Origin of the sequence: Thermosphaera aggregans (genome assembly GCF_014962245.1) — an archaeon.
Taxonomy (GTDB): Archaea; Thermoproteota; Thermoprotei_A; order Sulfolobales; family Desulfurococcaceae; genus Thermosphaera; species Thermosphaera chiliense.
In genome coordinates this window covers 21,637-39,081 of record NZ_CP063144.1, presented here as the reverse complement: position 1 = coordinate 39,081, position 17,445 = coordinate 21,637, and the positions used below count along the sequence as shown (strand labels likewise).

Sequence of the window (17,445 nt, the reverse complement as noted above, 5' to 3'; positions counted from 1 at the left end):
CTTAACCGGGGTCAAGTTAACCAGTGATCTCCTCGCTGAATCCTCCGCTTGTTTTTCAACGGGGGAACAGCTTGATCAGTGATCGCTGAATCCTCCTTAATACAAAGAAACCCGTATCGGGCCCGCAACCCTACAACACCCGCAGGCGCCAGGACACCGGGGCTAGGCACCATGCTAATACCTTCAAAACTAACCCATGAGTCTGAATGTGAAACGGGCTAGGTGGTTTCGGTAAAACCCTTCTAGATCGGGCTGGCGCGGTAATACGCACGATTCTTTAACAATGCTCTGGCCTCCATAAATTATTTCTGAAACAGTTTACTGTTAACTCAATCATGAAAGAATTATGCTTCAAAAGTAAGTGTTTGAAAACATAGGGATAATACTTTCCCTCCTCAAACCTCCCCGGGGCTTGTGAAGTATATAGGTGGTTTACCCGAAAACCTCCTAGATCAAGAATTTCAGGTAATACTGCAGGTTTTTCCAACATTGTTTAATACTTCTTCTTTAAGACAATAATTCATAACTAAGTGCTGTTTCAAACACTGTTGTTCAAAACTCGTTTTCAAGCTCTTGTTTTAGACGCTGTAGTAATCTCTATTAACGGTGGCATATTCTTAGACTTAGTTATTTTCAACGTTACAGCGTCAATAAAAAATATAACATCGCTGTCCGGCTCCGGCATAATAGTCTTCCCATCTATCAAAACCCTGTCCGGGATGGTAACGTACGATTCGAAGAAGGCGCCGAAAACATCCACCCTCGCCCCGCCCTTCTTATACTCAACTCTAATCTGCAAGCCTCCACCACCGGGAACCGCAAGCTTGGATGCTATGATACCCATTTGTCTCCACGCTAACCTTTATCCCGGGGTCTTAAATAGGTTACAGGTCGCTCAGCCCGGGCTCAACCCTCCTCGCCTTCTCCAGCAGGCTAGCATACCATTCCGGTAGCCTAACCTCCCGCACAACCCTGCCGGGCGTGTAGGGCTTCAAATCCAGCACAGGGGTTCCGTTGAACACGTCCAACCCCTTGACATGTAGAAACCTGCCTTCAACTCTAGCCAGCTCGACTATTGAAACCCCGATCGGGTTTGGACGGTGAGGGGAGTCGGTTGCGAAAACCCCTATTAACGGTAGTTCTTCCAGTGTGAAACCATATTTGACAAGCCTCCGTGGCTTAACCAGCAGTGTTTCCCTGTCTCGATCACTAGTCTTATGCAGGAATGTTACAAGGATTATGTGCGAGAAGCCTTCCAGCCCTTTCAAGCCTTGCTCGTACTCGGGGAATATTTCAACAACCCCTGGAACCCCGTTAACGCTCTTCTTAACCTCCTCATCACCTGCTTCAACGTGGACTACCCCAATAGGCTTGACCTCTATTCTGAACTCGGCCATGGTGGAGGACACCGTTCCCAAGAGGTTATTATTTTCAAGCAACAATTAATATGCTTGGAGAGGCTTATGAGCGAGGTAACAGTCCTCGGGCTTGGAAGAGTCGGGTATAGGACGCTTAAACTATTGCATGAACTGCTCCCTGACGCAAACTTCAACGCTGTTGACGCGAACCCAGGGGTTAAACCCTTGGCTGAAGCCCTCGGCAGGACAGTGTTCCATGTCTACTCGCAGGACGTTTTGAAAGAGCTTGCGAAAAAGTCGGACTTATTCGTAACAGCACTCCCCTCCTCCACAGCCTTCCCGATCCTGAAAACCCTGGCTGAGGAATGCGTTGATATCGTGGATGTTTCATTCACCAGGGAAGACCCCTACCTGCTCGAGCCTGTAGTGGAGAAGTGTGGAACCGTGTTCATACCTGACGCCGGGTTCGCCCCGGGCTACAGCAACTTGATCGCAGGATACGTGGAAAAGGAGCTGGGAGGGCTGGAAAGCATCGACATAATGGTTGGAGGAATCCCCAGCTACCCCATCCCCCCTCTAGGCTACGTTGTAACATGGAACCCCTTTGACCTCATCGAGGAGTATAAGAGGCCTGCGAGAATTATCCGCAACGGAGAGCTCGTAGCAGTGGACCCGTTATCCGAGACCATCACGGTAGATGTTGAAGGTGTTGGAATGCTTGAAGGATTCGTGTCAGACGGCTTGAGAACCCTGTTGAGAAACATTAGGGCGCGGAACATGAGAGAGGTTACTCTGAGATGGCCTGGGCACGTAGGCTATATGAAGTTCCTGAGAGACCTGGGTTTGATGAGCGAGGATTACTTGGAAATCGACAACACCAGGGTGCAGCCGGTGAGGGTTCTCGCTAAAATCTTCGAGACAAGGCTGAAGGCGGATGTTAACGATGTAGCAATCCTCCACGTGGAGGCAACAGGGATTGGCGGGGGAAGGTATGTTGAAACAGCGGTTTTACAGGGGACGGTGGAGAACCCGGCAACACCCTTCTTCACAGCCCTGGTTCACGCGTATGCTTCATACCTGGCGGCGAAGCGGCTGGTTAAGCCTGGCGTACAGCCCTTGGAGAACATGAGCGAGCATAAGCAAGGATTCCAGGAGTTCTTGGAAGCTAAAAACGTTAAGATAAGGATTAAGCGCTGGTAGGGAGGGTAATGTTTTTAGAAGCAGACGCTCTTGGAAGGAGCATAATTTTCGGGTTGATCCCGGCCCTGGGAACCAGCATTGGAGGGTTAATAGGGGTTTTAACACCCCACTCAAGAGACTTGTACATGGATTTCGGCCTAGGCTTCGCGGCAGGATTGATGCTGGTAGCTTCTTTCACAAGCCTGCTAATACCATCCATAGAGTTATCCAGCATCTACGTAGCGTTAGCCGGCTTGATAACCGGGGTGGTAATGATATTCATCGTTGATAAGCTAACCCCGCACGAGCACTTGCAGGAGAGGTTTGAGGGCCCTGCCAGGTACAAGGGAAGGGTTAAAGCACTCTACCTAATGGTTTTCGCCCTGCTCATTCACAACATACCTGAAGGAATGGCTGTCGGAGCCGGCTCCGCCCTCGTCTTCGAGAAAGGATTGGCCTTGTCAATAGCCATAGCCATTCAGGATGTGCCAGAGGGGTTCGCAGTATCATACCCGCTGATAAGTTTAACAGGGAGCAGGTTTAAAGCCTTCTCGATAGCGGTTTTATCCGGGTTCAGTGAAACACTTGCAAGCATCCTAACCGGGTTGCTCATAGAGGTAAGCCAGGGGTTAATACCGTTCATACTCGCGCTGGCCGCTGGGGCAATGGTCTATGTTGTGAGCGACGAGGTGATCCCTGAGACGCATAAGTATGGTCATGAAGACGTTGCGACAATGGGGTTTGTAACAGGGTTTGTGACGATGCTCTTCCTGGACACACTGGCTTGAAACTACTCCACCGTAACGGTTTTAGCAAGATTCCTAGGCTTATCAGGGTCAAACCCTTTCTCAACAGCAGCGTAGTATGCTAGAAGCTGGAGGGGTATTGTGTGGGTGAGAGGGGTTAAAGCCCAGTGTGTCCGCGGCACGGGTATGTAGTCGTTTAGAAGCTCCACAGCCCTTGAGCCTTCAGGTCCCACGCCAACAGTGAATGCTCCACGAGCCTTCATCTCCTCAATATTCCCTAACAGCAGGGTTTCAAGGTAGGTGTCGTTCGGTATTACGAAGACTACGGGGAAGGATTTCTCAACCAGGGCTATAGGGCCATGTTTCGACTCGCCCGCTGGATAGGATTCTGCATGAATATATGCTATCTCCTTGATCTTCAAAGCACCCTCCTTGGCAACCGGGACCCCAACCCCCCTGCTCAGGTAGTATGCGCTGCTGGAGCGGGAGATTGCGCTGGCCAGCTTCTTAGCTCGCTCCCCAGTGTCCTCCAGAGCCTTCTTAACCAGTTCGCCTGCCGAGCTAATGCTTCTAAGTATCCCCTCCCTCTCGCCAGCGTCTAGTTGACCCGTGGCTTCCCCAAGCCGCACAGCGAGATAGGTTAAGAGGGTTGTCTGGGTTGTGAAAGTCTTAGTCGCGGCCACGCCTATCTCGGGGCCTGCGCGCGTGTAAAGCGTTACATGGCTTTCCCGGGGGATTGCTGAATCGATCACGTTGCTTACGGAGATTACTCTAACGCCTTTTCTCTTGAAAGCTCTTAAAGCCTTTAACGAGTCCATTGTCTCCCCGCTCTGGCTTACCACGATTAAGACATCTCCCTCTCCCGCCGCGGGAAGGTAGGTGTCGTACTCGCTTGAAATAAAGCTTATGATGGGTTTGCCGGCGAGCCTTGTCCCGGTTATCGAGAAGTGTTCAGCAGCGTGGAAACTAGTGCCAGCCCCTGTAACATAGACTTTCTCAGCATTCGCCAGCAGTTCAACGGCTTCAGGGATTAGTTGGTCGTGCAGGGCCCCGTGGAGGGTTTCCATAACAGCTCTCGGCTGCTCGTGAATCTCCTTGAGCATGAAGTGGGGGTACCCGGATTTCTCGGCTTCACTAAGACTCCACTCGACAATCCTAACATACTCCGCGAGCTCGACTGGCTTACCGGTTGCAAGGTCCTCCACGTAAGCTTCGCTAGGGGTGATGAAACCCGCCCAGTTATCCCTTAACGCCACCACCTTGCGGGTGTGGGGGAGGACTGCAGGTATGTCGCTGGCCAGGAGGTTGAATCCTACACCGAGGCCAATTATCAAGGGACTATCCTTCTTGGCGAAGAAAATTTTGAATGGTTCGAGAGGCGTTATCAGCAGGATAGCGTAGGTTCCCTTCAAAGCTTTCACTGCTTGCTTGAAGGATTCGAAAACATCCCCTGTCTCACGGTAGTATTCTTCTACAAGGTGCGGGATAACCTCGGTATCAGTATCGCTTACAAACACGTGCCCCTTGTTCTGTAGCATTCTCTTAAGCTCCACGAAGTTTTCTAAAACCCCATTGTGCACTACTGCGAACACGCCTTTACAGTCAACATGAGGGTGCGCGTTAACATCGTCGGGGACTCCGTGAGTAGCCCACCTAGTATGCCCTATGCCCACGCAGCCGTGTAGCCCTTTGAAACCCAGCTTCGCATCCAGCTCTCTCAGCTTCCCCTTGCCTTTCCTAACCAGGAGTTGATCCCCTATAACCGCTACTCCTGCCGAGTCATAACCCCTGTACTCCAGCCTGAGCAGGCCGTTGAAAACTATTTCACCAATTACGAGCTCCCTGCAGACCCGGTTGCTCAGGCTGGCTCCTATAATTCCGCACAAACAGTTCCACCATGCACTAGTGATAATCATAGTTAAGGAATTACTTATAAAATAAAGTCCGTACTATATGAGGATTTGGAGATGATTGTTTTGAACACACTGGTGTTGAAGATAACTGGGAAGGCTTTCGACGAAGGATCAGGGTTGATCGAGAAGTATGTTAGCATTTTGAAGACGCTGTCGGAGAAGTACAAGCTCATCGTTATAACAGGCGGGGGACGTTTAGCAAGACACTATATTGATATGGCTAAGAACATTGGAGTGACCTCGAACTACTGGCTGGACCTGATCGGGATAGACGTATCCAGGCTCAACGCTCTCTTACTCATCGCGGGCATGGAGGGGAGGGCCTACCCTAAGCCTTATGAATCGCTCAACGAGCTTCTCTCAGCACTACCCTACAGCAATGTCCTGGTGGCAGGCGGGCTCATACCCGGGCAGTCCACAGCCTCTGTGGCTGTTCAATCAGCAGAAGCTGTGGGCGCACGCGTCCTCTACTACTTCTCAGCAATAGATTACGTCTACGACAAGGATCCGGCGAAGCATAGTGATGCCCAGCCTTTTAAAGAAATAACAGCAACCCGTCTCAAGGAAATCCTTGCGCAGAAGCAACTGCCTGGAGAGTACGCTTTGATCGATGATAAGGCTCTCGACATGGCGGTTAGGAGCGGGATTGAGATACGCTTGATATTCTTCAAAAACCCTGAGAAAATATTTGAATCGCTTAACGGTTTAAACCCTGGCACCAGGATTCTACCTAAGTAGTTTCCCGCACATCCTTCCCCGTTAGCCCCCGCCAAGCTTGCTCCTGACCCTGTAAAGCCAGTATTTTAAAACACGCGCCTCGTAAGCCGTGGGCCTCGCCCTGTGCAGAATCCTCCTCCACACAAGCCCCGCTCTCCTAGCCTTCTCCGGCGTGGAAATAATTGCCGACGAAATATTGTCAACCAGGGATATAAGGGCCTCAACCTCCTCGCGAGGGGCGGAAGGGGCTATGTTTAGGGATTGCTCCCTGCGAATCTTCCACAGCTCCCACAGGAAGATTGCTACTGCTTGGCTAACGTTTAAAACAGGGTATTCCGGGTTGCCCGGTATTGAAACAATGAAATCCGTCTTAGCAAGCTCCTCTCTAGTCAACCCTGTGCTCTCCCTGCCGAAGACAAGAGCCATTCTCCCTATCCTGGGGGCTATTTGGGAGGTGAAGGTCTCGATATCAATGGCTTGCCTGAGCACGTCGCCCGGTGAATACCCTTTAGCGCTTGTCGCCACGGATGCGTCAACTCCTTTAAGAGCTTCGTCAAGCGAGCTGACAACGACGGCTTTCTCCAGGAATTCCCTTCCCTTCGCAGAGTACAGTAATGCCTCCTCTACCGATGCTGACGGGTTGACAAGGTAGAGCTCATTCACTTTAAAGTTAACACACGTCCTTGAGATCACGCCGAGGTTGTAAGCACCCTCTATGCCTACGAGCACAACCCTAATCATTTAGCCTGCCCCTTTCTCCTACAGTAAACAACCTTTATTTCTTCATAAAAGAATTTTGAAACAGTCGTTTTGATCTTTTCGAAACCGTTCTCCGCAAGCAGGGACTCAACAGCCTCCTCCCCGGTTAGCGAGGAGTAGACCAGGAATAGGAAACCACCTTGTTTTAAAATCCTGGAGGACTCCCTGATGAAGTAGGCCACCGTCTCATAGCCTTTCACACCTCCCTCAGTAGCGATATCTATCTTGCCGGGATCGTATGCTGGGAGATAGGGAGGATTGCTCACTACCATGTCCACGGAGCCGTCGTTAAGGGCTTCAACACTGGTGATCACAATGCCTCTGCTGGACAGGTTGTTAGCCTCTACAGTGTCCCTGCTAGATATCAGCGCATCCTCCACCACGTCCACGAGCACGGCTAGCTGGCAATAACCTTGTGAAACCAGGTGAGAACCCACCACACCTGTCCCTGAGCCCAGGTCGACGCAGACTCTTCCACTTGGCTTTACCTCATCTACCAGGTTGATAAGTAGCCAGGTGTCATCGCTCGGCTTATAAACGTTTCCGTGAGCGATGATTCTCAGTTCTCCAACTATGTACTCGCTAATTCTTCCGCTAATGCGAGGAACACCTCGGGCTCTAGCTCGAAAACCCTTTTATCAGATGGGATAATCCTGTTTAAAACCTCGGCGCTAAGGCTTAGGCGGGACTCTGCAACCCTCCTAGCATTTCTTCTCCGTTGGCTGAACAAAGCCCTTGTCACATGCTCAACCTTTTCAACCACCCTATCATAGGTTCTCCTGCGTTCAAGCAGGAGCAGGCTTGACGCTACCTTAGGCCGCGGGATAAACGACCCGGGATGGTAGACTCCTGCAACTCTTAAATTGAAGAGTAGTTGCACTATCACGCTGAGCCTTCCGTAGGATTCTGAACCGGGCTTGGCGACCAGCCTATCCCCAACCTCTTTTTGAAGGGTGAGAACAGCCTTTGAAACAGAATTATCCCTTGCAATCATTATGAGCATGTCGGATGTTACATGGTAGGGCAGGTTGGATACTACTTGGGGTCTTCCAACCCCTGTTGCTAAAGCATCCCCTCTAACAGGTATGAACCGGGGGTTTCTAACAATGCTGGCGACGACTCTGATCATTCTTTCATCATACTCGACGCAGGCCAGGGACCTGACCCTGTTGATCAGGAATATTGTGAGGGTTCCTATCCCGCACCCAATCTCTACAGTGTCCTCGCTACTTGTTAACGATAAAATATCGGATATTAGCCTAGGGTTTACCACGAAGTTCTGGCTTAACTTTTTCGAAGGCCTTATCCCATGTCTTTTCAAAGTGTTAATAGTCCATGAGACAAGCGATGCCCTGTCAAGCTCCGGGAGCTCTATAATATTTCACCGTAAAGCCTCTCTAAGTATCTTAGATATATCGCGTCCCTCTCCCTCGGCTTCAGGAACAAGTAATATTTCTCCCCGCCCATGAACTCCTTCAACAATCTCTCAATGATTATCTTGACCGGCTCAATCTTAACCCTCTGCCTTATATCTTCGAAGCTTTCAAACCTCCTAGTAGCCCGCTCGTCAAGTATGAGCCTCATCGTTTTCTTACCAATACCGGGCAGTAGTTCTAAAGCGTGGAGCCTGATGTTAACAGGGTCTGCGATGTTGAAGAATTCTACGAAGACCTTTTCATTCTCGTTTATAATCATCTTCAAGGCCTCGGGCAGGTTTGCTTTCGCCATGCTTGTGAGATCGTCGTAGTGGATCTGAATAATCCTCTTCACCTTACTGGGATATCCCAGCTCCACCTTCTCCAGGATATCGATCCTGACAGCTGGCAGGGGGTTTGCCTCCAGGAGGGTGAAGTACTTGGTGCCCACGCCCTGAACCAGCGGCTGGTTTCTGTGCTCGTAATGGCGGTCTGAAGGGTTTCCAAGCTCCATGTAATCCAACACTATCATCGAGTTTTCCCAAGGATGCTCCTGCCGCCTAGGATTATCTGGCCTGAAAAGAGACATGTAAACCACCATTTAGAACATGATTTGTGATGCTTACTTACCGGTGTTCTCGACACAGTATTGGCTTACAAAGTTTACTATTTCCTCAGCCACAGCTGTTTCCAAGACTTTCTCCTCGAGCTCTAGAAGAGGCCTCAACTCATCCACGGTTTTAGGGCATATGTTTACAATCATTACTATGGATTCTTCCCTGAGACCTTTCGACCTTAAAAACTCCTTGACCTCGCCCACCTTCTCATACGGTATTTTGGAAAAGCGTTTCAAATACTCGTAGGTTCGAGTAAGCAACAGGGGTATGGGCACGCCCTGCGCCTGCAGCCTATCAATTACTTTCTTCAACTCATTAAGCGCTTCAGGGTTTGTTAAGGGCTTCTCCTCGAGCAAAGGTATCTCGCTCAAATAATCACACCACCTAACTTATATATGAGTGGAGGAGTTTAAATTGGTTTGACCTGGCTGCTCGAGGCCAGCCTTAAATGCTCCGGCCTGACGAACAAAATCTTTTCCTTATCCCCAGCCATAACCTTCACTATGTAGGATAATCCTCTCCTCCCTATCACGACACCTGTCCTGCCATGGTATCGCCTGTGCGGCATCCCCTCGTGCACGGAAGGGTTAATCTTAATGTGGACTACGTCTCCCTCCTTATACTCTACTAGTAGCAGGCTTAGAGGAGGCACGCTCCCCTTTTCTCTCACATTCTTCTTCAACAACTTCCTGGTCCTATGGCGTAAGCCTCTTGGAGCTCTAACCATTTGTTAACTCCTCTCAGCATTTCTTAATACAGAATTGAAAACTCCCGTTTTTAACTTTATCTTAAACTTCAGTGCTCGATGTAGAGGACGTCCAGCTCAACAGGCTTCAGCTCGGTGTTGAGGATGCTTGCGAAGCAGGGGTTGGTCCTGCCCTGGTCACAGTGGACCAGCTCCTTAACGTATAAGCCTCCATCACAGTATACCAGTGCTTCAAAGCTTGTGGAAGTGACCAGCCTTGTTCTAACCTCGTAGACTTTTCTCACCCTGAGGACATCCTTCTTACGGGCTAGGATTCTTATAGGGGTTCTCTGCTGGATGCTAACGTTTCTAAAGAACGCTTCCAGCTCATTCAGCTGTGTCTCGCTGACAGGGGTGGGCGAGATTACGAGTAGCCTGTAGACTTTCCTCCTCTCCCTGGAGGTTTGCTTTAGAAGCTCAATATCCCTCCTACTAGCTGGCTCACTAACTCTTACCTCAACGAGATCGCTACGGATCAGCTCGTTAATGTTTCCAATATCGTAGCTTCTGACGAGTGGTTCAACAATCTCTATCACCAACGGCCTGCCTGGGCCAAGCGTTCTAGCATCAACATCTTCTCTCCCGGCGGCATGAATCTTCACTTTTTTAGCCTTGAACGGAATCGTTAACCGGGACTCCAAGTATTCTTGAATGCTCAAGGGGTATTTCCTCCCACCCTGCTTCGTAAACCATGGAACGTGTGAGATGTTGCGCCCTCTCTTATTGTACACGCCTTTCAGCAGGACCGGGGTTATCACTAGCTCAACCTTGTGGTTGAGGTCTTCATCAAGCTTTACTATCGCAGTTGCTTCAGGCTTCTCGAAATCCGGCATCAGCCCGTATTTAATCATCACCCTCTTCCCTACTTCTCTCTTAACCTCGTTCTTCAAGGACTCAGCCCTGGTGAAACCTGCTTCAGCAATCAGCGACAGCTCCTTTTCACGCAACTTCCTGCTCAGCCTAACCCCTATCACGAACCGTGTCACGGAGGCTTCTCTCAGCTTCTCGTAAACCGCTTCCGCAAGGGAATCCAGCCATTCATCGCTAATCCTCCCACCGCAGATGAAGCACTTCCTCGGACTCACATTCTGCGTGAAAAGCTTCTGGAGCATCCGGGTCAAGGGCTCCCCGCTGTTCTCAGCCAGGGCGTAGAGACGGTCTTCTCCAATCCTCTTCGACGAGTAATCATCATGCAGCTTGAACCCGAGCATTGTTTTAAGCGAAAACCCTCTTTCACGATTGCTCAAGCCAACCCCGTACTTGGCGAAAAGCCTGCCTAAGCAGTGATCGCATAAAGGATACTTAGACAGTGTTTTCTCAACGTCTTTTACGATTTTGTTAAAGTCTAGCGGGGTTGAAATGCTCGATTCTCCCACGCCTCCTCACCCAGGCACCGTACGCTCTGTCTAACACATAGTGCGCTACAATAATTAACTCTAAATTATTGTTCACCGGTAATTTAACAACGCCCTCTAAACCGTTGAATACAGAACCGGGGAGTTCCCGGGGATTAGCTATCACAAAGTGCTTGCTTAAAGGAATGGCTTGAGGATTTTCAACAACTCTCTCACCCTGACTTGTCAGTAGCACATTACCGGGTTCCATGAGCAGGTGTGACGCTCCCGTGGTAAACAATCTCACACCTGGTGGGAGAGAGTGCTTGCAGAAAACCGTTCTCACGAACCCGAGAATACTCTCTTCCTGAGCATGCAGGTGTCTAAGGTCCGAGCCCTTGAGCAGGAACAGTAAGTTCCCTGTTGAAACAAGCAGGTCGGTGTCAACCCTTATCCCGTGGCTAATGATCAACGAGTACAGGATAATGTTTTTCAGCTCGGCCGCCGAGCTACACGGGTCCTCCTGCTTCACCATTACTATCCTATGGGGCCTGTAAATCCTGGACATTGAATCCTTCTCCAAGCTTCTTTAAAAGATCCTTCCTCTTCCTGAGCTGCTTGCTCAGCTTCTTTAACATGTCATACTGTTTCAGCAGTTCTCTCGCATACTCCGTGTCGACGCCCGCGCCTCTGGCAATCCTCTTCAAGCGGGACTTGTCTATGATCTCCGGGTTGTCAAGCTCCTCGTATGTCATAGAGTTGATCACTGCAAGCCACTTGGATAGCTTGACCTCGAGGTCTTTCGGGTCTATTTCAAACGGGATTTTCACTCCAAGCCCCGGGATCATCTGGAGGACTTTTCGCAACGGCCCCATTTTCCTCAGACTGACCAGTTGCTTGTACACAAGCCTCATGTTAAGCCTCCCCTCCATCAAGTCTTCAACATCCTTCTCGGTGAACTCCAGCTGTATCCTCTTAACTTTTTCAACCAATCCTTCAATGTCGCCGTAGCCTAGGACTCTTCCAACAAGCTTGGAGGGTTTGAACACTTCGAAATCCTCGATTTTCTCCCCAAGACCCACGAACTTGATGGGGGCGCCTGTTGCGGCAACAGCTGAGAGCGCTCCACCACCCTTCGCCGTGCCGTCGAGCTTGGTTACGATTATTGAGCCTATAGGGGTTGTTTCGTGAAACTTTTTCGCAATATTGTATGCTTGCTGCCCTATTGACCCGTCGATCACCAGGATTATCTCGTCTGGCTTAACACTGCTGCTTATCATCCTCATTTCTTCCAGCAAGTCCTCTTCTTTATGATGCCTGCCAGCGGTATCAATGATTACTACTTCAAACCCTTTGTCTATGAAGTATTTCACACCTCGTGTAGCAATCTCCACAGCATCTTTAACCGAGGGGTCGCCGTAAACCGGGACACCTATCTGCTCCCCCAGCTGCTTCAACTGGTCGTACGCGGCCGGCCTGAAAGTATCAGCAGCCACCAGCCCAACCTTATAGCCCTCGAGCTTGTAGAAGTAGGCTAGCTTGGCAGCGGTGGTGGTTTTACCGCTTCCCTGAAGCCCGACAAGCATTATTATCCAGGGCTTCCTCGCAGGCTTTACTGAGGGTTTTAAATCACCCCCGAGCAGCTTAACCAGTTCCTCGTAAACGATTGACAAGAACCATTCTTTTCTCGAAACCCCGATCGGAGGCTCCTGTGTTAAAGCCCTCTCCTTAATCTTCTTCGTTATTTCTAGAGCAAGGTTTAGGTTGACATCGGATTTTACAAGCTCCTTCTGCAGGTCTTTGATAAACTCGTTCACGGCTTCCTCGTACTTCTCCGACCTGAAAAACTTTGCAATAGATTCTTTAAGGTTTTCAAAAACCATTTTCAACCACTTACCTACTCTAATAATCCCTTACTACCTATTAATAAGGAAAAGTTGGATGATCCGCGAGCTCGTCATCTTTGCCGTATAGTGGAGTAGTAGGGATTGCAGTATTCTCCAGCGCCTGCTTCATGAAACAATTAGGAGTGCGGGGGGTGGGATTTGAACCCACGCAGGCCTATGCCAGCGGATCTCTCCCTGGGCATGTCTTGAGTCCGCCCCCTTTGGCCAAGCTCGGGCACCCCCGCGTTCTCATGATATTAATGTTTTAACACATGCTTTAACTTTTACTCTGCACCGGGGAGTAGTCATATATAAATACCTGTTAAAAATTATGGTTTCCAGGGGTAGGAAGCCATGCCGTTAAGACCTGCGAGATGCTACACGCACTTCAGCGGCCCGCCTTACACTAGGAGAGAGTACATTCCAGGCGTGCCGCAGCCGAAGATCTCTAAGTTCGAAATGGGGAATCCCAAGCTGGACTACGACTACGAAGTGAAGCTTGTAGTCGAGGAACCGGGGCAGATAAGGCATAACGCTCTGGAAGCCTCCCGTGTCATGGCTTTGAAAGTGTTGACAACGGCCGCTGGCGAGAACAACTTCTACTTGAAGGTTGTTAAGTATCCGCACCATGTTATAAGGGAGAACAAGATGATGGCTTTCGCAGGTGCTGACCGTTTGCAGGATGGCATGAGGCTATCGTTCGGCAAACCCATTGGAACAGCTGCAAGGGTTTTCCCAGGCGACGAAGTGATTGTTGTAAGGGTTAAGAAGGAGCACTTGAAAGCCTGCAAGGATGCTTTGAGAGTGGCTGGCAGCAAGCTTCCACTGCCTACGAGAGTGGTTGTGCAACCCTTGAAGGAGGGTTTACCCCCGGCTTAGCGAGATGAAGCGTTTTGTTTCAGAGAAGATTTATGCATTGACTACGAAATCCCTTTCAACCTTTTAAACAGGTTTCTCGACGAGGAGAAGCCGCGTAAAATACTTCTCCACGCGCCAGATGGTTTAAAACCCCTGTATTCTTGCGTAGGGAAAAATATCCCTTCCAACATAGAAGTATACTATTCCTCAAGCCCAGGGTACGGTGCCTGCGATATTCCTTTATGGGAGGCCGAGGTTCTCGAGGCGGACAGCATCGTCCACATCGGGCATCTCGAATATCCTTTCACAGGGCTAGGCAGCATTGGGAGAAGGATTCTATACCTGCCAGTCTACTTTAACAAGCTACTGGGCGCTGAGTTTTTGGAAAGCCTGTCCAAGCATCTTGAAGCCCAAGGGTTTGCCGCGGTATCTGTTTCATCAACCATCGTGGAGGCTAGGATTCGTAGTCAAGTAGGAGAGTACTTGTCAGGTAAGGGATTCGTGATTTACGAGGTGAAACAGCCCGTTCTCGGGTGCATTTACACACCTGTTGCCGCTCTCGACGAAAAGGTTGATGCGCACCTACTGATCGCTGGCGGCTTGTTCCACCACCTTGGAGCCTACTTATCCCTGAGAAAGCCTCTCGTGAGCATTGATCCTTACAGAGAGTCCATCATGGATTATTCCCGTGAGTTTTCGAAACACCTGCATAAGAGGTTTTACCTTGTCTCCAAGGTTAAGAACTCCTCGATGAGAACGCTGGGGATAATAACCGGGGGGTTGCCTGGGCAGCATAGGCCCCGGCTGGTTGAGGCTTTGAAGGAGTTGGCGGGCAGGAAGGGTTATGAGGCGTACGTGATATCCTCGACTTACCTTACCATGGATAGGTTGATCGCGATAGACAATTCTTTGAAGCTGGACTTCTACGTGGTGGCGAGCTGTCCGAGACTCCCCATAGATGACTTATCCAACTTCTACAAGCCCGTTCTCACACCGGGGGAGCTCTTAATGGTTTTAGAGGGCAGGGAGGAGTATGTTTTCCCATGGTGAAGGTTTTCGATAAGAAAACGGTTGAGATAATAATTTCTAAAATACCCCGCCTCAAAGGCTTGAAGAGACGCTTGGAGCAGTATCCTACTCCTTCCTGGATAGTGGCCCACATGTCGTGGAGGGCTTTCATGAACGGTGATGTTGAGGGTAGGAGTGTTGCGGACCTGGGATGCGGTGATGGGAGGCTTCTCTACGCTTCTCTTCTACTGGGAGCTAGGCTAGGCTTGTGCGTGGATATTGATGAGGAAGCGGTTAAGCATTCTGTGAGCGTTTTAAACAATTACTTCAGCGAGTACAGCCCGAGAATACTTTTCATCGTCGCGGATGCTTCACAGCTGAGCTTCTCCAACGTGGACACTGTTGTCATGAACCCTCCTTTCGGAGTGGTGAGGGAGAACAGGGGGCTTGACGTAGCCTTCCTGAGGAGGGCTCTGCAGTATGCCAAGAGTGTTTACAGTATTCACAAATACTCACCCGGCTTGTTAAAGATTTTGAAAGACCTGGCCGCCTCCTATAATTCCAGGTTAGAGCTTACGGAAATACTTGATTTCGAGATTCCAATGGTTTTCGAAACCCACAGGTCAAGGATATATAGGTTTAAAAGCTTATTCATAGTGCTAAGAAGGGTGGTTTCCGATGAGCAATGCTAAAGCAGTGGTGCCCGGTGAAGCCTTGGGAGTTGAGGAGGAGGCTCTGCCGGTTCAAGGAGTCTACGTAGACAAGAAAGGCTATCTCAGAGCGCTGGTGGTTGGAACCGTCGTGATGGATAAGTTGAAGAAGACGATAACGGTTCGCCCAGCAAACAAGCGCGAGCTAGGGCTGAGGCCTGGAATCCTGGTTGAGGCAATTGTTTTAAGCGTGAGCGATGACATAGCTGTCCTGAACATCTACAATGCTAACGGTGCCCCAGTAGACTTCTCAGGCATACTCCACGTGACGCAGGTTTCAAGCGAGTACGTGAAGACAATGTGGGATGTTCTAAGACCTGGCGATATAGTGAGGGCTAGAGTGATAAACAGCACGATCCCCTACCAGGTTTCAATCAAGGATCCCGGGCTAGGGGTTATAGCAGCTAAGTGTAGCGTGTGCGGGGAGGTTCTATACAAGGCAGGGGACAAGCTCCAGTGCACTTCCTGCGGAAGCGTGGAGACCAGGAGGATAGGGGTTGGATACTTGTATGTTTTAAGGTGATTACTTGCCACTGGTTAAGCGAAGATTCTACGTCAACTGCAGTCACGACGAGTGCGTTGAAATCATACAGAGAGTTTCGGAGAAGCTTCCCTCGATCGATACTGTTGAGTACGAGGTTAGGGAGGATGGAATGCTAATAGAAATGTACGGGTACTCAACCGATATCAAGAAGGCTTGGGCGGTGATTAAGGAGTATTTTAAGCGCTCGGGAAGGCCGGGCGGGAAGGGGTTGGTTAAGTATTCCTTGAAATCCCTGGCTAGGCAAACGGGTAAGACGTTTCCGCCCATGGTCCTGGTTAAGCTGCTGGGTCTCAAAGGCTTTAAAGCAAGCTACTCCTCCATGGATGAAGCCATATATACTGACGCGGGCTTGGATGTGCTCATGGATTTGATTAATCGAATAGATGCTGCTGTCGCCCTGGTCAGGGATAGGGTTAAGGGGACGGCTGGGAAGTATTATTTGACAACGCTGATAGTTGCGACAGGTCTGGGTCTTGAAGACATTGTAAGCGAGTCACTGAGGCTTGGACACTTAACGATTAACGAGATGAACGGTCTTTTATCACTGGCTGTTGAATGGGATAAAGGGGTCGATGAATTTATTAAGAAATATCGAGTATCCTCTTCTTAACGGATGAGGTGGTTTCGTGGAGATCGAGGTTTTAGCGAAAACTTCTAATCATCTCGCGATCAAGATTAAAGGCGAGGATCACACGCTCGGCAACCTGTTGATGAAGGAGGCGTTGAGGCATCCTAAAGTAGCTTACGCATCCTACCGTGTCCCGCATCCTTTAAGGGAGGAGATAGAGTTCGTGATAACTGTTCAAGAAGGCGCGGATGTCGGGGAAGTATTGAGGGAGATAGTGGATAAGATAAAGAGTGAGCTGAGCGATTTCAAAAATGCGGTGGAGGCTTCGATAAGGTGAGCGTTAAGAAGGAGTCCAGGGTTCTCACCATAGGAGAGTCTGATAAAACATTTGTCCTGGCAACTTACAGGGGAAATTTTTAGAAGAACTCACCGTAATCCCTCGGTCACTCGTTTTAAACCCCAGAGACTTGTTAACATATCTAAAAACTAGGGAGGAGCTGTCATTCATTGTTAACTGCACCGGGGATAAATACGCTTACGGCTTCCTAGGATTAAGGGTTTTCGAGGGCGGGGAGGCGTTGTTGAAGCAGTGGGAGAAGTGCTCGCTAGTGCTGAAGTTAATAAAGTGTTTGAACAATATTTACCTACCTAGCCTTCAAAGCGAGGACACTATAAAAGTGTGTTGAAACCATAGTTAAAACAACATGGTGGTTTGAATGGTTAGGTTTTGCCCCAAGTGCGGAGGGTTAATGAAACCGGTGAAGTCGTCGAAAACCACGGAGCTGGTTTGTGTTAAGTGTGGTTACAGGATGAAAGCTGGTGAAAGAGAGCTCGAGAAGTATAAGGTTTCATCGAAGATCGAGCACTCTACGAGAGAGAAGACAATAGTTGTCGGCGATGTTGACACTTCTAAACTGCCTGTTACGAAAGAGGCTACGTGTCCTAAATGCGGCAACCATGAGGCATACTACTGGATGATTCAGACAAGGGCTGCTGACGAGCCGCCGACAAGGTTTTACAAATGCGTTAAATGCGGTCACACTTGGCGGGAGTACGAGTAGTTCCAGCCGTGTTTTTATTTAACACTT

At 49.6% G+C, this 17,445-nt stretch carries 24 protein-coding genes and 1 tRNA gene; 11 read left to right on the top strand and 14 right to left on the bottom strand.

Translation table 11 applies throughout. The features are described 5' to 3' along the window. Positions 1-11 precede the first annotated feature (11 nt). From IMZ38_RS00235 to tsaA, 3 genes are all read right to left on the bottom strand, one after another. Positions 12-173 (bottom strand): hypothetical protein, encoded by a 162-nt coding sequence (locus IMZ38_RS00235; RefSeq protein ID WP_193436231.1) that lies wholly within the window; start codon positions 171-173, stop codon positions 12-14. Between the two features lie 392 nt (positions 174-565). Further along, on the bottom strand, positions 566-844 hold the full coding sequence (locus tag IMZ38_RS00230; RefSeq protein WP_193436230.1) for a hypothetical protein: 279 nt from the start codon (positions 842-844) through the stop codon (positions 566-568). 40 nt (positions 845-884) lie between these two features. Further along, positions 885-1,409, bottom strand: a complete 525-nt coding sequence (gene tsaA / locus IMZ38_RS00225; RefSeq protein ID WP_319637051.1) for a tRNA (N6-threonylcarbamoyladenosine(37)-N6)-methyltransferase TrmO — start codon at positions 1,407-1,409, stop codon at positions 885-887. Positions 1,410-1,451: 42 nt separating this feature from the next. Here tsaA and IMZ38_RS00220 point away from each other — a divergent pair, with 42 nt between their 5' ends. Further along, positions 1,452-2,558 carry a saccharopine dehydrogenase family protein gene (locus tag IMZ38_RS00220; protein ID WP_193436229.1) on the top strand — a complete coding sequence of 369 codons (1,107 nt, stop codon included), beginning with the start codon at positions 1,452-1,454 and terminating at the stop codon, positions 2,556-2,558. Positions 2,559-2,566: 8 nt separating this feature from the next. Continuing rightward, a complete protein-coding gene (locus IMZ38_RS00215; protein ID WP_193436228.1) occupies positions 2,567-3,325 on the top strand; it encodes a ZIP family metal transporter in 759 nt (252 codons plus the stop codon). Positions 3,326-3,327: 2 nt separating this feature from the next. Here IMZ38_RS00215 and glmS read toward each other — a convergent pair whose 3' ends face one another. Then, positions 3,328-5,169, bottom strand: coding sequence for a glutamine--fructose-6-phosphate transaminase (isomerizing) (gene glmS, locus IMZ38_RS00210; protein ID WP_193436227.1), 1,842 nt, complete (start codon positions 5,167-5,169; stop codon positions 3,328-3,330). An 81-nt stretch (positions 5,170-5,250) separates the two neighbouring features. Here glmS and pyrH point away from each other — a divergent pair, with 81 nt between their 5' ends. After that, positions 5,251-5,934 (top strand): UMP kinase, encoded by a 684-nt coding sequence (gene pyrH / locus IMZ38_RS00205; protein ID WP_193436837.1) that lies wholly within the window; start codon positions 5,251-5,253, stop codon positions 5,932-5,934. Positions 5,935-5,955: 21 nt separating this feature from the next. On the opposite strand, the gene IMZ38_RS00200 is transcribed toward pyrH, so the two are convergent. From IMZ38_RS00200 to IMZ38_RS00155, 10 genes are all read right to left on the bottom strand, one after another. Continuing rightward, the gene (locus IMZ38_RS00200; protein WP_193436226.1) at positions 5,956-6,654 is read right to left on the bottom strand and encodes a TrmH family RNA methyltransferase; all 699 of its coding nucleotides are present in this window, start codon (positions 6,652-6,654) and stop codon (positions 5,956-5,958) included. Then, complete coding sequence (locus IMZ38_RS00195; RefSeq protein WP_227410934.1) at positions 6,651-7,178, bottom strand: methyltransferase; 528 nt, start codon at positions 7,176-7,178, stop codon at positions 6,651-6,653. The genes IMZ38_RS00200 and IMZ38_RS00195 overlap by 4 nt, the downstream gene beginning before the upstream one ends. A 65-nt stretch (positions 7,179-7,243) precedes the next feature. Then, on the bottom strand, positions 7,244-7,993 hold the full coding sequence (gene rsmA, locus IMZ38_RS00190; protein ID WP_227410875.1) for a 16S rRNA (adenine(1518)-N(6)/adenine(1519)-N(6))-dimethyltransferase RsmA: 750 nt from the start codon (positions 7,991-7,993) through the stop codon (positions 7,244-7,246). A 50-nt stretch (positions 7,994-8,043) separates the two neighbouring features. Further along, positions 8,044-8,676 (bottom strand): DUF655 domain-containing protein, encoded by a 633-nt coding sequence (locus IMZ38_RS00185; protein ID WP_227410874.1) that lies wholly within the window; start codon positions 8,674-8,676, stop codon positions 8,044-8,046. A 33-nt stretch (positions 8,677-8,709) separates the two neighbouring features. Then, on the bottom strand, positions 8,710-9,075 hold the full coding sequence (locus tag IMZ38_RS00180; RefSeq protein WP_193436224.1) for an RNA polymerase Rpb4: 366 nt from the start codon (positions 9,073-9,075) through the stop codon (positions 8,710-8,712). A gap of 38 nt (positions 9,076-9,113) precedes the next feature. After that, positions 9,114-9,431, bottom strand: coding sequence for a 50S ribosomal protein L21e (locus tag IMZ38_RS00175; protein WP_193436223.1), 318 nt, complete (start codon positions 9,429-9,431; stop codon positions 9,114-9,116). A 68-nt stretch (positions 9,432-9,499) separates the two neighbouring features. Further along, positions 9,500-10,825: a tRNA pseudouridine(54/55) synthase Pus10 gene (locus IMZ38_RS00170; RefSeq protein ID WP_193436222.1), complete on the bottom strand. Its 1,326-nt coding sequence runs from the start codon at positions 10,823-10,825 to the stop codon at positions 9,500-9,502. Then, positions 10,788-11,366 carry a hypothetical protein gene (locus IMZ38_RS00165; RefSeq protein ID WP_193436221.1) on the bottom strand — a complete coding sequence of 193 codons (579 nt, stop codon included), beginning with the start codon at positions 11,364-11,366 and terminating at the stop codon, positions 10,788-10,790. The genes IMZ38_RS00170 and IMZ38_RS00165 overlap by 38 nt, the downstream gene beginning before the upstream one ends. Further along, positions 11,326-12,666, bottom strand: coding sequence for a signal recognition particle protein Srp54 (locus tag IMZ38_RS00160; RefSeq protein ID WP_193436220.1), 1,341 nt, complete (start codon positions 12,664-12,666; stop codon positions 11,326-11,328). The genes IMZ38_RS00165 and IMZ38_RS00160 overlap by 41 nt, the downstream gene beginning before the upstream one ends. A 147-nt stretch (positions 12,667-12,813) precedes the next feature. Further along, positions 12,814-12,914, bottom strand: a tRNA-Leu gene (locus IMZ38_RS00155). Between the two features lie 109 nt (positions 12,915-13,023). Between IMZ38_RS00155 and IMZ38_RS00150 the strand changes: the two genes are divergently transcribed. The 8 genes from IMZ38_RS00150 (at position 13,024) to IMZ38_RS00115 (ending at position 17,418) form a co-directional block, all read left to right on the top strand. After that, a complete protein-coding gene (locus tag IMZ38_RS00150) occupies positions 13,024-13,548 on the top strand; it encodes a 50S ribosomal protein L16 (protein WP_193436219.1) in 525 nt (174 codons plus the stop codon). A 36-nt stretch (positions 13,549-13,584) separates the two neighbouring features. Further along, entirely contained in the window at positions 13,585-14,577 is a 993-nt protein-coding gene (locus IMZ38_RS00145) for a 2-(3-amino-3-carboxypropyl)histidine synthase subunit 1/2 (protein WP_319637050.1), read from the top strand. Next, complete coding sequence (locus tag IMZ38_RS00140; RefSeq protein WP_193436218.1) at positions 14,571-15,227, top strand: METTL5 family protein; 657 nt, start codon at positions 14,571-14,573, stop codon at positions 15,225-15,227. The genes IMZ38_RS00145 and IMZ38_RS00140 overlap by 7 nt, the downstream gene beginning before the upstream one ends. Continuing rightward, positions 15,214-15,768 (top strand): exosome complex RNA-binding protein Csl4, encoded by a 555-nt coding sequence (locus IMZ38_RS00135; RefSeq protein WP_193436217.1) that lies wholly within the window; start codon positions 15,214-15,216, stop codon positions 15,766-15,768. Before IMZ38_RS00140 ends, IMZ38_RS00135 begins: the two co-directional genes overlap by 14 nt. Before the next feature lie 4 nt (positions 15,769-15,772). Continuing rightward, positions 15,773-16,399, top strand: a complete 627-nt coding sequence (locus IMZ38_RS00130) for a DUF2067 family protein (RefSeq protein WP_193436216.1) — start codon at positions 15,773-15,775, stop codon at positions 16,397-16,399. A gap of 16 nt (positions 16,400-16,415) precedes the next feature. After that, positions 16,416-16,694 carry a DNA-directed RNA polymerase subunit L gene (locus IMZ38_RS00125; RefSeq protein ID WP_193436215.1) on the top strand — a complete coding sequence of 93 codons (279 nt, stop codon included), beginning with the start codon at positions 16,416-16,418 and terminating at the stop codon, positions 16,692-16,694. Between the two features lie 130 nt (positions 16,695-16,824). Next, entirely contained in the window at positions 16,825-17,043 is a 219-nt protein-coding gene (locus IMZ38_RS00120; protein ID WP_193436214.1) for a hypothetical protein, read from the top strand. 30 nt (positions 17,044-17,073) lie between these two features. Further along, positions 17,074-17,418, top strand: a complete 345-nt coding sequence (locus IMZ38_RS00115) for a transcription factor S (protein ID WP_193436213.1) — start codon at positions 17,074-17,076, stop codon at positions 17,416-17,418. The last annotated feature ends 27 nt before the right edge of the window (positions 17,419-17,445 follow it).

What these genes read in the sequence shown, in the direction of transcription:
- pyrH (WP_193436837.1), top strand. Translation starts at nt 5,251, where the DNA reads ATGATTGTTTTGAACACACTGGTGTTGAAGATAACTGGGAAGGCTTTC.
- IMZ38_RS00160 (WP_193436220.1), bottom strand. Translation starts at nt 12,666, where the DNA reads ATGGTTTTTGAAAACCTTAAAGAATCTATTGCAAAGTTTTTCAGGTCG.
- IMZ38_RS00175 (WP_193436223.1), bottom strand. Translation starts at nt 9,431, where the DNA reads ATGGTTAGAGCTCCAAGAGGCTTACGCCATAGGACCAGGAAGTTGTTG.
- IMZ38_RS00150 (WP_193436219.1), top strand. Translation starts at nt 13,024, where the DNA reads ATGCCGTTAAGACCTGCGAGATGCTACACGCACTTCAGCGGCCCGCCT.
- IMZ38_RS00230 (WP_193436230.1), bottom strand. Translation starts at nt 844, where the DNA reads ATGGGTATCATAGCATCCAAGCTTGCGGTTCCCGGTGGTGGAGGCTTG.
- IMZ38_RS00135 (WP_193436217.1), top strand. Translation starts at nt 15,214, where the DNA reads ATGAGCAATGCTAAAGCAGTGGTGCCCGGTGAAGCCTTGGGAGTTGAG.
- IMZ38_RS00235 (WP_193436231.1), bottom strand. Translation starts at nt 173, where the DNA reads ATGGTGCCTAGCCCCGGTGTCCTGGCGCCTGCGGGTGTTGTAGGGTTG.
- IMZ38_RS00185 (WP_227410874.1), bottom strand. Translation starts at nt 8,676, where the DNA reads ATGTCTCTTTTCAGGCCAGATAATCCTAGGCGGCAGGAGCATCCTTGG.
- IMZ38_RS00215 (WP_193436228.1), top strand. Translation starts at nt 2,567, where the DNA reads ATGTTTTTAGAAGCAGACGCTCTTGGAAGGAGCATAATTTTCGGGTTG.
- IMZ38_RS00140 (WP_193436218.1), top strand. Translation starts at nt 14,571, where the DNA reads ATGGTGAAGGTTTTCGATAAGAAAACGGTTGAGATAATAATTTCTAAA.
- IMZ38_RS00200 (WP_193436226.1), bottom strand. Translation starts at nt 6,654, where the DNA reads ATGATTAGGGTTGTGCTCGTAGGCATAGAGGGTGCTTACAACCTCGGC.
- IMZ38_RS00115 (WP_193436213.1), top strand. Translation starts at nt 17,074, where the DNA reads ATGGTTAGGTTTTGCCCCAAGTGCGGAGGGTTAATGAAACCGGTGAAG.